Origin of the sequence: Mangrovibacterium diazotrophicum, assembly GCF_003610535.1 — a bacterium.
Taxonomy (GTDB): domain Bacteria; phylum Bacteroidota; class Bacteroidia; order Bacteroidales; family Prolixibacteraceae; genus Mangrovibacterium; species Mangrovibacterium diazotrophicum.
Genome location: NZ_RAPN01000001.1, coordinates 1 through 15,027, shown reverse-complemented (window position 1 = coordinate 15,027; position 15,027 = coordinate 1). Strand labels below are relative to the sequence as shown.

Sequence of the window (15,027 nt, the reverse complement as noted above, 5' to 3'; positions counted from 1 at the left end):
GTATTGACCTAATTATCAATGCAGTTTCATCTTTTAATCCGGTTTGTGAGCCACCACATTCCGGATTAATTTATATAGTAACGTGTTGTACCTTTTATTGACGTAATTTTTACATCTGCTGCCTTTTCCACATATTTTACCACTTCATCCAAATTCCCGTTTAAATCGAGTTTTCCTGAAATCTGAATAGAACCATCCAAGGCATTACGGAACGAAAAGCTGACATTGTAAAATCGCTCAAGTTTTTTAATCACGCGACTGAGATCTTCATTTGTAAATTTCAGAGTCCCGTCTTTCCAGATGACATAGTAAACCGGATCAACATCAACCACTTTCGTCTCAGAACTTTCTTTGTTGAAACTGGCCATCTGCCCCGGATTCAAGACAACCTCTTTTTCAAACAAGCCTGCCTTGTTTTTCTTGATTGAAACCCGTCCCTCCGTTAAAACCGTTTGAACCACCTGATCCTCGGGATAAGCACTGACATTGAATTGGGTTCCCAATACTTTTATCGAAAGGTCATTTGTTGAAATGATGAAAGGGTGCTCTTTGTCCTTCGAAACTTGGAAAAAAGCTTCTCCAAAAAGAAAAACCTCGCGCTTCTCACCTTTAAACGTCGTCGGGTAAATCAACCGACTGCCAGCATTCAACCAAATAACTGTACTATCGCTGAGAACAATCTTCGAGCGGTTACCGTAGGGAATCAGCAATTGGTTGAGTTCGTTACCGGATTTGGTCAAACTGTCTTTTTTTAATACGCTTTTGCCGTTGACAATAACTTTTCCCTTATCCAGGTAATTGATATTTGACTCCTCGTCCTCCAAAGCCACAATCTCCTTGTTGTCGAGAATAAGCGAAGGGCCTTTTATGTTGATGTAATCTTCCGAATTAGCCAATATCTGGTAAGGCTTTTCTTGCTCCAGGAAGAAATAGACTAATGTTCCTCCCAGGCAGAAAAACAGGAATGATATCGCCGCATATTTCGTCAATGACTTCAGTCGTAAAATCCGAGCCGTTCTATGACGATTAATCGTCTGTTCCATTATTTTTCGGGCAAGTGCTTTCTTTTCCCGCTCTCCCATCACTTCCTGCTCGTACTGAATCTTCAGCAGTTGCTTTTTTACCTGCTCCAATTCGGACTCAAACTCAGGATGCTTCTGAATATATTCTTTCCACCAATGCTCCGTTTCCTCATTGGGGTGATAAACCCATTTGAAAAATAGGGGATTATTTAAAATATCTTCTTCAACTTTTCTCATGCAATAAAGTAGTAAATTGAAAGAAACTCCTTCGCCTTTCCGACATTTTGAACTGTTTCTTTCTACTAAGAGTGAGAAATGCTAAAAAAGGGACAAGAAATGTGAAAAAATATTAAAAAATAATTGTGAGGAGTTCCAGAAAGCCCGCTCCGAGCTGTACCCGAATCTGGCTGAGTAGCCTCTGAACCTGTTTCTTTACAGTGTCCGGCTTCAGTTTTAAGATTTCTGCAATTTCGATATAACTCAAGCCGGTTTGAAACCGAAGATAGAGTAATTCTTTTTGTGCCGGGTTTAACGAGTCCAATAATGCCTTCAAAGCTTTCACCCGGTACTGTTCCGACTCATCCAGAATATACTCAGCTTCCAGATCGAAGGACAAATTGAATGATAAGTCTTCATTCTCTTCAAACTCCCTACTATTTTGACCTTGCTTTATTTTATCCAGAATAATTCGCCGAAAAGACTTAAATAGGTAGAATTCAATATACTCCGGGCTCTTCAGGTCGATTTTGTAGTTGTAGAGATTGATAAAAAGGTCGTGAATAGCATCTTTGACCATTTCATGATCTTTCGACATTTTTATTCCATAAGAATACAAATGATCGATAAATTCATTGTAAATCGTCTCAAATGCTTTGGACTCCCCAGTCTTGAACTGATGCCATATCATTAACCAGTAATCCCGATTTCGAACCTGCATGCGCTAGTTTATTCCTTTTTACCCAAACACAAATTTAATTTTCTTAAGCTAAAAACATCGTTCAAATCCTTATTCAAAGTAATTTTTAGCTAACAAAGTAGTCACGAAAGCTCATTTATAAGACTGAACAACTGGTGATTTATCGAACGCAATATAAAATCAAAAAGCTTTCAGGCAGGATTATGCGTTTTATGAGGTTCTAAAATTGTTAATAACCTGCTTAAAAACAATTCTACAATCAACTTGAAACCTTGGTATTTTGGGCCTCGTAGACGAAACTAACAATTGTTGATTACTACAGTTGATACGACGTTCATTTAAAACACTGTAAAAAATTGACTTACATAGGAATTGTGTTGTAATTTTAATCTATCAGGTGAGCGATAAAAGGCCGCTCGGAAAGATGAGGATGAGGGAAAAGCTTTTAGCTAAGCCGGAACCGAGTCGAACAAATCATCGAATTTGCCGTCTGAAGAGCCGAAGTTTAATGAAAAGCGAAGAGATTCGAAAAGTAGTTAATCAAGCATGATCGCCAAGCGTTCAATTAAGTTTTGACCAAAAACAGAGACCTGGCGGAAGACTTCTTCCGATTAAGGTTGCAGTAGGAAGAAATTCCGAAAACTGCTGACGAGAAATGCAGGCATCGTAAGACGCCACACTCGGAAAATCTGTGAGGGCTTCGTTTGGGAAGGTGCAGCAATGTAACCGAACAAACATCCCGAAAGTTAAGCCGTAACACGCCTAACGGGAAGGACAAGGGCGAGGGAGCAAGACTTCGGTCGAACTCGAAGCCAGCCGCAATAACAGTAGCCTGACGCGGAAACAGCTTTAAGCTGTGGAAGTGAATGGGAGCTATTCATACCGAGTAACTCCCATTTTGTTTTTATATAAGGTTCTTTAATTGCAACTCAACCCGCGGTCCTTCTGGGGACAAACACTTAAATTCTGGCTCAGTAAGTTTTGAGCTTCTTCATGCTTTACTGCTTTTATCCCAATCAAATGATCCAATTCTTCCGGATTAAAACCGACCAAACGATTCTCTCCGATCACCATCAAAGGCCGTCTGATCAAAATTGGCTCTTTCAATAAAGCCTTAATCGCTGATTCCCGATCGAAATCTTCCGGTACGACATCTCCCGCAGTGATTGCCGGTGCATTTCTATTGAACCAATCCTTCACTTCCAATTGGTCGAAAAATGAAAGCAGTTCATTTTCTGTCCACGGATGTTTTAATAAATTGACGGCTTGCACGTAATGCCCTGCCAAATCCAAAATTTTCTTCTGTTTGGTGTTGTTTATACACCCAGTCTTTTCAAAAAATACTATCGTTGCCATATTCGTCTGTTTATACACACTGCAACAAAAGTCTCTCCACACCACATTACATCCTTATTTACAGATAATTAGCATACAAACAAATAATTATTACTACATTTTTGTAGGATATTCTCTCCTTTCAAGGAATAAGAAGCAAAAAAGCTGCTTGCGACATCCTTTTTGACAAAAATTACGATTGGTAATCTGGAAGAAGTAGCACAAATCTTCGAAAATCAACTAAAATCTTCCATATTTGGGATGAAGAGAGAAGAAAATGGCTGCATTAAATCAATTTATAGGCAAAACATTTTTGTCGATTTCAATTAAAAGTCTCCGACAAAAATGTAGGATCCATTTTCAGACTCCACTCTAAATATTTAAATTACAACGAACTAAACTTTTTGGCATCATTTTTATAAACTGAACGATCATGACAAGACCTTTTAATGTTACCGGCTCACTGGAAATTTACAAAGGCGGTGAGTGTTTTTTAGACACCAAAAGGATAGCCTTGTTAAAGCTAATTAAAGACAAAGGCTCGATCAATTCGGCTTCAAAGGAGCTCAAGATGTCGTATCAGCAAGCCTGGCACTACATCAAGTCGATGAATGAACTTTCGCCGCTTCCGGTTATCGTCAAGCAGCGAGGAGGTTCAAACGGAGGCGGCACCATGGTTACCCGGTACGGAGAACGAATCATCCGGGAATTTGAAGCTTTGGTAGAAAAGCACGACGCATTTAAAGACCAGGTTGACGAGTCCTTGTGGCTCTGTAAATTTTAACGCAGTCGACAATCGCAGAAAATTTGTTGACTATTTTTTTAAAAACCGTTATTCAAACAAAAGAACAATGAATAACCTGATTGGCATCAGAAAACACAAAGAAGAAATCGCCCTACTTGACGAAGGACGGGCATGGACAGGTGCACCCCAACGAGTTTTTTTTGCCAATCGTTATTCATTTCAATTTATAATGAAAAAACCATAATTGAGATTTACCATGAAAAGATCAGGAAAAAGTTTAGTTGCTATAGCGTTATTACTACTGTCAACAATCACCCCGACAATAGTCAAATCGCAGGAAGAGAAGAGTAATACTTTTACGTTTACCGAATTTCAAAAGGACAAGGCCTTTACACCCATCGTCGCTGTTGAGAGCTGGCTTACCTACACCACTGACGCAGGAAAGGATGATGTTGATTACGCCGATCGTGGAAGCGCTTCGCTCCGTCGCTTGCGCTTTGGAGCCAAGGGATCGCCCTACAAATGGCTGAGCTACGAAATTGAATTCAACCTGGACCGTATTGGAGAAGATCCCTACGCGGCCATCAAAGGCTCGTACAGCGGACTGGATGTCTGGAAAGCCTTCATTACGGCCAAACTTTCCAAAGATGATTTATTGCATTTCCATGCCGGTTACTACTGGGCTGCCATCTCCCTCGACTATATGGCAAGTCCGTGGTCCGTATCTTCATTCGATAAAACCCGCTCCGACTGGTTTTTACGTAATTTCATGACAGGCAAAGGCAATGGTATTGAGACTGGTATCGGGTTTGGGGGATTGAAAAACTTCGACGGTTTTGGAATTAACTACCAGGTTGGTGCGTTTTCTCCGGCGGCTTTTAATGGACCGGAACATGCCAACCCGCTGTTAACTGGCCGTGTGATGTTCTCCATTGGCGATCCCGAGCAAAAGACTTACAAAGTACGGCACGCCGGTAACCACTGGAATGCCCGCAACGGAGTTACAATCGGTCTTGGCGGCGCTACCATTGGGAAAGTGGACAACGGAAGCGGCACCGCCTTCGACAAATCGAAAGCTTACGGAGCAGATATTTCAGCAACCAAAGGAGGATTGAAAGTAGAGGGTGAGTACTACAAGATGAAACGTGAAGCAGCCGGTCTGGAAGACTTCGACGGAACTGAGTGGTTCATTCGCTGCGGCTACAACATCCCGGTAAAAGGCACTTTTGTTGAGCCAACTATCACCTACGACAGCTACGAAGGCGAAGGTAGCTCAACACTCTTTAAACAAATTGGTGACGACAAAACCTTCGACATTGGTGTAAACTGGTACCTAAACCGAGACAAGCTTAAGTTATCTTTACACTATGTAGATCAGGGTGGATCAATCTCATCGAGCGTAGGCAACTTTATTGGAATGGCCCTGCAGGTAAGACTGTAAATTGATTATTGATTATTGATTATTGATTATTGATTATTGATTATTGATTATTGATTATTGATTATTGATTATTGATTATTGATTATTTTAAAATTAAAACTCAAAAATTCAACGCAATATGAAAACGAACTTTATAAACCGAATTGTTGCTCTTAGCCTGATTGTTGCAACAGTCGTCATGACATCCTGCAGTGGAGGCGCAAAAAAAACAGACTCTGAAGCGCCGGCGGAAATTACCGTATTTGCAGCAGCAAGCCTTACCAATGTTTTGGCCGAGTTGATCGACTCGTTTGCAGTGAGCAACAATGTAAAAGTGATCACCAATATGGCTTCCAGCGGAACACTGGCTCGCCAGATCGAGCAGGGCGGAACCCCCGACCTCTTTATTTCGGCCAGCAAACGTTGGGCCGATTATGTGGACAGCCTGGGATATGTGATTGCTCCCAACAAAGATCAAATCGCTTTAAACGACCTCGTGTTTGTGGCTCCCAAAGAAAGTACAACTGAGAGCTTCGAGGTGGACAGTACGCTCGACCTGCAGTCGATGCTGAATGGCAGTCGTCTTTCAATCGGCGATCCATCGCACGTTCCCGCCGGGAAATACGCCAAACAATCGCTTGACTATTATGGCTGGTATGAGAAACTGAGCGACTCGTTTTTACCCGCAAAAGATGTTCGTTCGGCTTTAATGGTGGTTGAATTGGGTGAAGCGCCGCTTGGAATTGTTTACCGCACCGACGCCGAAGAATCGGCCAAAGTGAAAGTTGTTGGTACATTCCCGGCTAAATCGCACAAACCAATCGTGTATGTTTCGTGCCTGCTCAAAGAAAGCACAGCCTCAAAAGCCTTTTACGAATACATTAAATCGGATGCCAGCGCAGCCATCTGGGCCAAATATGGCTTCAACAAATAGATAATCTTTCTTTATCATCACAGGGTTTTTACATGTTCGAAAACGTAAGGTTAGTATGCCCCGGCGAACAAGCGGTTTTAATACTAATTTTACGTTTTCTCTTTTTCGGAACGAACAACCGAAAAGCAGCCGATAAATCCTATCTTAACGAAAAAACAGCCAACGTATGTCCGATTTATTCCATTTCACCGGTTCCGAGTTCGAAGCCATCCGGCTGTCTATTGGGGTTGCCGTGTACTCGTCGCTGATATCGCTGCCCTTTGCACTGCTGCTGGGCTACATCCTGGCCCGTAAACAATTTACGGGAAAAGCCGTCGTGGAGAGCTTCATTCACCTGCCACTGGTGATGCCTCCGGTAACCACGGGCTACCTCCTGTTGCTGATTCTCGGCACACGTGGATTCATCGGGAAATGGCTGTTCGAAGTATTTGGGCTGAAACTGGCATTTACCTTCGAGGCTGCCGTTATAGCATCGGTAGTGGTTTCTTTTCCGCTGATTGTTCGTTCAATCCGTACGGCCATCGAAATGGTCGATCCCGGTCTGGAAGATGCCTCCCGCATCCTCGGAATCGGGCGGTTAAAAACCTTTTTCCGAATCACGGTACCCTTGGCTGCACCCGGAATTCTCTCGGGAACTATTCTTGCCTTTGCCCGGTCGCTGGGTGAATTTGGTGCCACCATAACCTTTGCCGGAAACATTGCCGGCGAAACGCAAACCCTGCCACTCGCGGTTTTCGCCTACATGCAGGTTCCGGGTCGCGAAGGCGAAACCCTCCGCCTGGTATTGATCTCGGTCCTGATCTCCTTTGTTGCCATGGCCCTGTCTGAATTATACATCCGCAAAATGAAACGCTCATGATCCAGGTAAACATTCAACTGAAACGCGATAATTTCGACGTACTGGTGAACGAAACTTTCGGCATGGGAATCACCGGCATTTTTGGTCCAAGCGGGTCCGGAAAAACATCGCTGATGAATTCGATTTGCGGATTGGCAAAACCCGAAAAAGGCAGCATCAGCATCAACGGGAAAAAAGTTTTTAGTCTAGACGAGAAGCTGAACATTCCGGTTGAAAAGCGCCGAATTGGTTACGTTTTCCAGGAAGGCCGACTTTTCCCGCATCTCAGCGTGGAGAAAAACCTGCGCTACGGAATGACCAAGCAAGACTCTTCCGGACTGTTCAACAAGATCGTCACGATGCTGAATTTAGGCCATCTGCTGAAAAGTAAACCTGCTAAAATATCGGGTGGCGAACGACAGCGAACCGCGTTGGGAAGAGCACTCCTCTCCTCGCCCGAAATCCTGTTGCTGGATGAACCATTCTCTGCGCTCGATGCCAACCTGCGGCAACAAATATTGCCTTTTCTGCTGAAGATTCACCAGTCGTTCAAAATACCGATGCTGGTGGTCAGTCACGACATTACTGACCTGCTGAAGTTGACCAATAACATTTGTCTGATGCAATCGGGACGGGTGATTGGGCACGGCGAATATCACGAGCTGGTGCGGAAACCCAATTTGCAACACATCTTCAGCCGCCACAGCCTGATCAATGCCATCAGCATGACGGTGAGCCGCGTTGATATGGAAACCGGCATCACCCAGCTTAGCTACGGCGACAGTCACAACTGGATTAATGTGGTGATTGAAAAAAGCCGCCTGAACTATTGCAAAGGCGACCAAATCAAGATTTTTATTTCGAGCGACGACATTGCGCTGTCGGCCAAACGACTGCCGAGCGTTACCATTCAAAACCAGCTCGATGGTGTGGTGCGCGAAATTATTGAACGCGAAAACCTACGGCTTTGCATCGTCGATGTTGGCTTCCCGCTCCTCGTTGAAATCACCGCCGAATCGGCCAAGCGCATGGACATTGAAGTTGGCTACATGGTTTGGTGCCTGTTTAAGTCGGTAGCTATTGATGTGGCAGGATAAAGGAAAAATTCCAAACTTTGAAATACCAAATCCAAAAGGTTGAAATGATCCGGTTCTCAACAAAGCTCTCTTTTCACCTTCAGGATGTTTGGGATTTGTTATTTGGAATTTGAATCTTGAATCTTGGAACTCGCCTCTAAAACTCAATCGTCAACTGCACGGGGCCTTTTTCCTCGTGTGGGAAGTTCGAGATCGTGAGTCCAAGCAGGCGGATTCCTTTCACAAAGGGAGCTTCGTTCATCAGCAATTCGATGGCTACCTCGTGAATACTCTCCTTGCTGCGGTAAAGCTCAAAGCGTGTTCGGCTTCGGGTAATCTGTTCAAAATCGGCAAATTTAATTTTCAAAGTCAACGTGCGCCCGTAAGTTTGCGAGCGTTGCAGGCGTCGCCAAACTTCGTCCTCAATCTTCAGCAACTGGGCTTTTAAATCCTCCGTCTCGGTGTAATCGGTAAAAAAGGTGTTTTCGGCACCGAGCGATTTCCGCTCACGCGATGGCATTACAGGCCGGTCGTCTAGCCCCCGAACAATGTTGAAGTAGTAGCTCCCCGACTTGCCAAATTGACGCACCAGTTCTTGCTGGCTCATCTTTTTCAAATCGGCGCCGGTGTAGATTCCTTGCTTGTTCAGCTTTTCGGCAGTCACCCGGCCAATTCCGAAGAACTTCTTCACCTCCAATTGTTCCAGGAATTCTTCCGCCTTATCAGGTGTGATCACGAAAATACCGTCGGGCTTGTTCACATCCGAAGCCACCTTGGCCAGGAACTTACAATACGACACCCCTGCCGAAGCGGTCAGGTTTGTCACTTCCTTGATACGAGCTTTAATCTCTTTTGCAATCAGTGTGGCCGACGGTTTCCCCTTCTTGGCGTGGGTCACATCCAGAAAAGCTTCGTCCAACGACAGCGGCTCCACCAGGTCGGTATATTCAAAAAAGATCTCGCGGATTTGCTGACTCACCTCTTTATACTTGTCGAAATGAGGGCGAACGAAAACCAGGTTCGGACATTTGCGCCGCGCCAAAGCCGACGACATGGCCGAACGTACCCCGTATTTCCGCGCTTCGTAACTGGCAGCCGCAATCACTCCCCGCTCCCGCTCGCCGCCCACCACAACAGGCTGCCCCTTCAACGCCGGGTTGTCGCGCTGTTCCACCGAGGCATAAAAAGCGTCCATGTCGATGTGAATGATTTTGCGTTGCTCTTGCTGCATGCCGTAAAATTAGCATTTCGCAGACAATAGCAGGCGATGATTGGCGAAATCGTCAACACGCACCTGAGGACTCGCAACACCAACCTCCCGCAAACAAACCATTATCACCCAACAAACGTAAACATCTCCGTGTCAACACCTATACGCTCTTAAATCTGAATTTGAATCGCCCCAACATTGAACTCGGACCAAAAATCAGCTCATGGGCACAAAACTTCTCCTCGCATTCATTTTTCTGGCTGGCAGTTTTAAAGTGACAGCCCAACCAGAACCGCTTTCCCCCCTGCAAAGACAGGAACTGCTGGCCCTGGCGAACCAACTCTTTGAAATTTGGCCGGACTTCGAGTTTAGCTTAAGTAATTATTCTGTTCAACCCAACTTCCAGACAATGAAGGACACAGAGGTGTATGATAACCACTTCCTGGCGAACTTCCTCGACTCACTGAAAAATGATCCGCTGAATCCGCTGTTTAATTTCGGACTCGGAACATTTTATCAAAAAAACAACGACACCAAAACAGCTGCCAACTATTTCCAGAAAGCATTCGATTACCTGGACATCAAGTATCTTGATCAGGACAGTGCGAAATACTATTCCTTTCGGGGCTTTCTAAAAATAATGCTACGCGACCAAAGTTCTTTTCACGACTTTGAAAAAGCATTAAGCATCAATCCGTCCGATTCGCTGGCTATTGCCTACTACTACCCGGCCCTTTATGCGTCGGGTCAAATAAAAAGACTTCGACGTGAATGTGGTTATTGGTTAGAGCAAGGTACTCCTGTTCCTCAATACGCGATGCTCTATTTGATATTTACTTCATTTACTGAAAGATTGAAGTTGATCATTCGCGAGAACGAAAATCGAGTCGCCTACCGGGATACCAGTTTTGAAACTTTTTACGACTATGAGCCCATCCGAAAATACGCCGTAAAATATGCGGAAAACAACCAACTGCATAACGCTGTACTTCTTGGAGATACTTTCCTCCTACTGATGAAGGGAAGCTGCAACAGTGACACAGGCAGTGTTTACAGAAACGGATTTGAATACCCGCCCGACGAGCTTCAGCGCATAAGCGCCATTCAGCAGGAAATCAGCGCAGCGCTCGCTCAGAAAAAACTCAATGAATATTCCGCGCTTAAAGCACTCGGTTATACATATCTAATGCAAAACGACTACCAACAGGCGATTTCATCCTTTAAACAAGGCATTGCCAGTTTTCCGATAAAAAAACTCAACGACTCTTTTAATCCGTCGAACTGCTACAGCGGGCTAAACGCAGCCTACGCCATTATACAGGACACCACCGAACTTCTCAAGAGCATGGAACAAAAATTCGAACAACTGGGAGCGGATTACATGTCATCTAAGGATTACCTGATCCTGGCGTCGTACTATTATCACCAAGAGAACTACAAACTGGCCTCGGAATATGTTGTACCGGCCATTGCCGCCGATCGTAAAAATTACAAGGCTTTGGCATTGAAAGCCCAGTTGTTCTTCCAACTGGGCAATATCACCATGTTTTTCGACTACATCGGGAAAGCAGTCAATGCCGCCAGAAACGACCGGCAAGGTGTTGACATTATGCTGCAGTTTGCCATTTACCAAATATATTATGGCGACCAGGAAGGGGCAGCCGCAACGCTCAAACTAGCACGGGGAATATTGGGAAGTGAATCTAACAAAATCGCCGATACCCTCGAACAGGAATTCCTGGCAAACCGGTAGCCGGAACATCTATCAGACAGCCATTTGACTCCAAATCTATCCGAAAACACCCTCAAATAAATTGAACAAAAGCTTCATTCATGCGGATAAACACCCCCTTTCGTCACGTAAAAGGTATCGCTCATCAAAAACATTCATTCTGTTAACAACAACTTAATTGGTTTGTAATAAATTGGATACGACATAACTAACACAAACTAATTCTAAAAGTATGAGCAACAAAGAGAATTTTGAAAGCTGCAAATTAGCGATCCAATCCATTCCGCAGGAGCAAGTCAACGAACCAACGATCCCGATTGATGTGTATGTTCAGGAAGCCGAAGACCTCTACCACTGGGCCACAGACGACCTGGCCAAGCTGAACACAATTGGAATTACTGCCGAACAACTGGCAGAACTTCCGGTACGTGCCGGAGCCTGTCGCGAAGCGCAATCGTTGTGGATCAAGGAAAGCCGCTCGCAAGACATTTGGAACGAAAAAGCACCGGCTGCTTATACCCTGCGCGACGAACTGCTGCACACCTTCCGCTATGCCTACCGCAAAACCGACAGCCTGCTGTCGCGGGTGGATGAAATTGCAGCAGGAACCGGTCATGACGACATGGTGCAGGATTTGAACGACCTGGCCGTGTTGGGACAAAAGAATACCGATCAACTCGCGGCCATTAATTTTGACCTGACCAAGCTCGACACTGCCGCCAGCCTCTCCGACGAGATGGCAGAGTTATTGGCGATCGTAAACGGCAACAAAACCAGCGGAAGCGACTCGAAGTACCTGCGAGACCAAGCCTATACCTACCTGAAAAGCCTGGTTGACGAAATACGCGAAGCCGGAAAATTCCTGTTCTGGAAAGACGAACGCCGGGCGAAAGGTTACAGTAGTGCATTCTGGCGCAAAAAAAACAGCAGAAAAGCAACCGAAACTACCGAGTCGGAAACCAACTGACACGAGCTTAAGAAACCCGCTATCGAGGCGGGTTTCTTGCTTTGCGAGTTCGATACCGACCAAGGCGAGTAAGTTGATAGCCTGAACGAGTAAATAATTTCGCAGCCCGAGTAGCATTTTACCCCATCCGAGTAGTACTCGAATGCCTCAAACCTTTACTCGGATCGTCTAAAACCCTACTCGGTTCACTCCGACCCTTACTCGGAAAGCTTAAAACCTTACTCGAAAGGGCTAAACCTTTACTCGGTTACGGCAAAACCCTACTCGAGTCCCTGCTACAGTACGATTGTACCCAAGCCAAATTACACGAATCGATTAATCTAATTACAAAATTTTGTACTTTGGAAATCACAACCAGTCTAACCGAATGCCCGAACAGCGTCAAATAAAACTAAGCTATACCACCCACAGACAACAAGCCGTTGTGCGGATTGATTTTGCTTACGACGCAGAACTGGCTGAACGGATGAAAATGATTGACCACGCGCGCTGGAGCCAAAGCATGAGTGCCTGGTATGTACCGCAAGAGCATTTTGATCTGCATTTGTTTTTTGAGGCTTTCCGGGGAAAAGCCTGGGTGGATTACGAGGGATTGAAAATACCAGCCCCTGCTCCACCTTCAGCCTCCGCTCCTCCAACGGTAAAAGCCAAAAACCAGAGGAGCCAACAAGTGGATGTCCCCCCCGGCTACCAGGAAATGTTGGAACAAAAGCGATATAGCTTGAACACGCAGAAAATTTATATCAGCTACATGCGCGATTTCACGAGCATGTTCCACAAGTTTGATTTGAAGGACGTGACTAAAGATCAGATTAACCGCTATATTTTGTGGCTAATCCGTGAAAAAGGAATATCAGCCAGCCAACAAAACCAACGGATTAATGCCATCAAATTTTATTACGAAAAGGTGTTGGGACGACCAGGAGAATATTACGACATAGAACGCCCTCGCAAAAGCTTTGACTTACCCAAAGTACTATCTGAAAACGAGGTATTGGCCATATTGCGAGCTACTGAAAATATTAAGCACAAAGCAATTCTTGGTACAATTTATTCGGCAGGCTTAAGACGGAGCGAATTGATTAATTTACGCATCCAGGATGTCCAGTTTGATAAACATATTTTATATATTCGAGGAGCAAAAGGAAAGAAAGACCGAACAAGTCTTTTATCCGATTCAATTGGCATCGTTTTACAGCGCTATATGCAAAAAGAAAAACCAAATTACTGGCTATTTGAAAGCCCAGGCAGAACAAAATACAGTACCACAAGTATTGCTCGTATTTTACACGCTGCGGTTGAGAAAGCAGGAATCCGGAAACGGGTAACACCACATATGCTTCGGCATTCGTTTGCCACCCACATGCTGGAACAAGGCGTTGATATCCGTTACATCCAAACCATATTAGGACATGAATCGAGCAAAACAACAGAGATTTACACCCACGTAAGCACTAAATCTCTTGCAAAAATCAAAAGTCCATTAGACATGATTTTAAAAGATAAAACACAAAATAACAACGACTTATAGCATGAACCCTATAAGCGATATATAATACACCCGTCATATACACAGACGTTAGCAGTAATTTTAAAAGAAGCTAAAAATGATAGATAGAAGATTATTTAAAGGTACATCAATGTTCAATCTTTCTAAGCAAAAAATTCAATTTGAATTGAATAACCTAAAATCATTTATAGAGGAAATCTCCATCTATATAAATGACAAAAAAAATGAAACTGAGAAAAACTATAACGATGCTTTAAAAGACCTTCAATCAGAAAATGAATCCGAGATAGATGTTGATTTCTATTTTGATGACGAATTCCACAAATACAATGAAATCTTCCCCAAACATCATTTTAATCCTCTTCTCTTATCAATATATGGTTTATTTGAAAGTTGGTTAAAACGTCTATGTGACCTTGATAATAGGCGTGGATTTTCGAATATAAAAGTAAATGATTTAGCAGGTGGAAATTATATAGAGAAAAGTCGAAAATATCTTAATGTAGTTGCAGAATTAAATCTGGACGAAACGGAAAAGATATGGCAAAAAATAAAACAAATACAAAAGGTTAGAAATGCAATTGCGCATAACAATTCGAATATTAAAACTGATAAAAACAGGGAAATATCTAAACAAGATTTATTTCCAATTTTAAGCCGAGACAAACGTATTGTATTAAACGAAAATATTGGGTCATTTTTTATTGCAGAGAAAGATTATTTATTTGAAGTAATAGACTTGGTTTCAAAGTACCTTGAATATGTAATTGAAAAATTATCGCACCGAAAAGTTGTGGCAAAAAATACAACAATGCCTTTTAATAATGCAGGATGGGGACAAGAGAAATCGGAGAATGTAATAGATGGTATTATCCGTTGTTTGGATTTAATTGAAGAATTTGAAAGAAGAGATGATGAGTACCGAGAAAGCGATTTTAAAGCCAACTTAAAAGGACAGTTTGGAAGTGTTCTGTGGGACGCAACAAAGCTTTACTCATTCTTTTGTGATGGCAAGTGGGATGTTAATGATAGAGAACTAATCATGAATGAAAAAAAAGATGGTTTTGAAAAACTCAAAAAAATATATAGACGATAAAAAACTACTGCTAACACGTGGTATAAGGCATGGCTGGGTTTGGCTCGATTCGACAAGTCGAATCTCGTCCCAACTTCATTTTCGGTCGGACACTCAGACTCTCGTCTGACCGCCACGACCTCATACCACCACCGTTATGCAGCATAATAAAAACGCTATGAAACAACTTTTTACACTTTTTTTATTGACCAGTTTTTTCTTGACAGGTTACAGTCAAGATTTTAAA

14 protein-coding genes are annotated in these 15,027 nt (G+C 43.5%); 10 read left to right on the top strand and 4 right to left on the bottom strand.

Translation table 11 applies throughout. The features are described 5' to 3' along the window. Positions 1-65 precede the first annotated feature (65 nt). From BC643_RS00065 to BC643_RS00055, 3 genes are all read right to left on the bottom strand, one after another. Positions 66-1,259: a FecR family protein gene (locus BC643_RS00065; protein WP_120271144.1), complete on the bottom strand. Its 1,194-nt coding sequence runs from the start codon at positions 1,257-1,259 to the stop codon at positions 66-68. Positions 1,260-1,371: 112 nt separating this feature from the next. After that, positions 1,372-1,929: an RNA polymerase sigma factor gene (locus tag BC643_RS00060; protein WP_245994989.1), complete on the bottom strand. Its 558-nt coding sequence runs from the start codon at positions 1,927-1,929 to the stop codon at positions 1,372-1,374. A gap of 927 nt (positions 1,930-2,856) precedes the next feature. Beyond that, a complete protein-coding gene (locus BC643_RS00055) occupies positions 2,857-3,294 on the bottom strand; it encodes an ArsC/Spx/MgsR family protein (protein ID WP_120271142.1) in 438 nt (145 codons plus the stop codon). A gap of 412 nt (positions 3,295-3,706) precedes the next feature. Here BC643_RS00055 and BC643_RS00050 point away from each other — a divergent pair, with 412 nt between their 5' ends. From BC643_RS00050 to modC, 6 genes are all read left to right on the top strand, one after another. Beyond that, positions 3,707-4,057, top strand: coding sequence for a winged helix-turn-helix domain-containing protein (locus tag BC643_RS00050; protein ID WP_120271141.1), 351 nt, complete (start codon positions 3,707-3,709; stop codon positions 4,055-4,057). A 67-nt stretch (positions 4,058-4,124) separates the two neighbouring features. Then, positions 4,125-4,262, top strand: coding sequence for a hypothetical protein (locus tag BC643_RS23340; protein ID WP_170154409.1), 138 nt, complete (start codon positions 4,125-4,127; stop codon positions 4,260-4,262). Between the two features lie 12 nt (positions 4,263-4,274). Then, positions 4,275-5,459 carry a porin gene (locus tag BC643_RS00045; RefSeq protein WP_120271140.1) on the top strand — a complete coding sequence of 395 codons (1,185 nt, stop codon included), beginning with the start codon at positions 4,275-4,277 and terminating at the stop codon, positions 5,457-5,459. Between the two features lie 118 nt (positions 5,460-5,577). Next, complete coding sequence (gene modA, locus BC643_RS00040) at positions 5,578-6,372, top strand: molybdate ABC transporter substrate-binding protein (RefSeq protein ID WP_120271139.1); 795 nt, start codon at positions 5,578-5,580, stop codon at positions 6,370-6,372. Between the two features lie 166 nt (positions 6,373-6,538). Beyond that, complete coding sequence (gene modB / locus BC643_RS00035; RefSeq protein ID WP_120271138.1) at positions 6,539-7,231, top strand: molybdate ABC transporter permease subunit; 693 nt, start codon at positions 6,539-6,541, stop codon at positions 7,229-7,231. Next, positions 7,228-8,307, top strand: a complete 1,080-nt coding sequence (gene modC, locus BC643_RS00030; RefSeq protein ID WP_120271137.1) for a molybdenum ABC transporter ATP-binding protein — start codon at positions 7,228-7,230, stop codon at positions 8,305-8,307. Before modB ends, modC begins: the two co-directional genes overlap by 4 nt. Positions 8,308-8,443: 136 nt before the next feature. Here the strand turns inward: modC and dinB are convergent, their stop codons facing one another. Then, the gene (gene dinB, locus BC643_RS00025) at positions 8,444-9,517 is read right to left on the bottom strand and encodes a DNA polymerase IV (protein WP_120271136.1); all 1,074 of its coding nucleotides are present in this window, start codon (positions 9,515-9,517) and stop codon (positions 8,444-8,446) included. Positions 9,518-9,719: 202 nt separating this feature from the next. Between dinB and BC643_RS00020 the strand changes: the two genes are divergently transcribed. The 4 genes from BC643_RS00020 (at position 9,720) to BC643_RS00005 (ending at position 14,801) form a co-directional block, all read left to right on the top strand. Continuing rightward, on the top strand, positions 9,720-11,249 hold the full coding sequence (locus BC643_RS00020) for a tetratricopeptide repeat protein (protein WP_120271135.1): 1,530 nt from the start codon (positions 9,720-9,722) through the stop codon (positions 11,247-11,249). Positions 11,250-11,460: 211 nt separating this feature from the next. Next, on the top strand, positions 11,461-12,195 hold the full coding sequence (locus BC643_RS00015; protein WP_120271134.1) for a hypothetical protein: 735 nt from the start codon (positions 11,461-11,463) through the stop codon (positions 12,193-12,195). Positions 12,196-12,562: 367 nt separating this feature from the next. Continuing rightward, a complete protein-coding gene (xerA, locus tag BC643_RS00010; protein ID WP_211337937.1) occupies positions 12,563-13,726 on the top strand; it encodes a site-specific tyrosine recombinase/integron integrase in 1,164 nt (387 codons plus the stop codon). Between the two features lie 76 nt (positions 13,727-13,802). Then, entirely contained in the window at positions 13,803-14,801 is a 999-nt protein-coding gene (locus BC643_RS00005) for a hypothetical protein (RefSeq protein WP_120271133.1), read from the top strand. Positions 14,802-15,027: the final 226 nt, after the last annotated feature.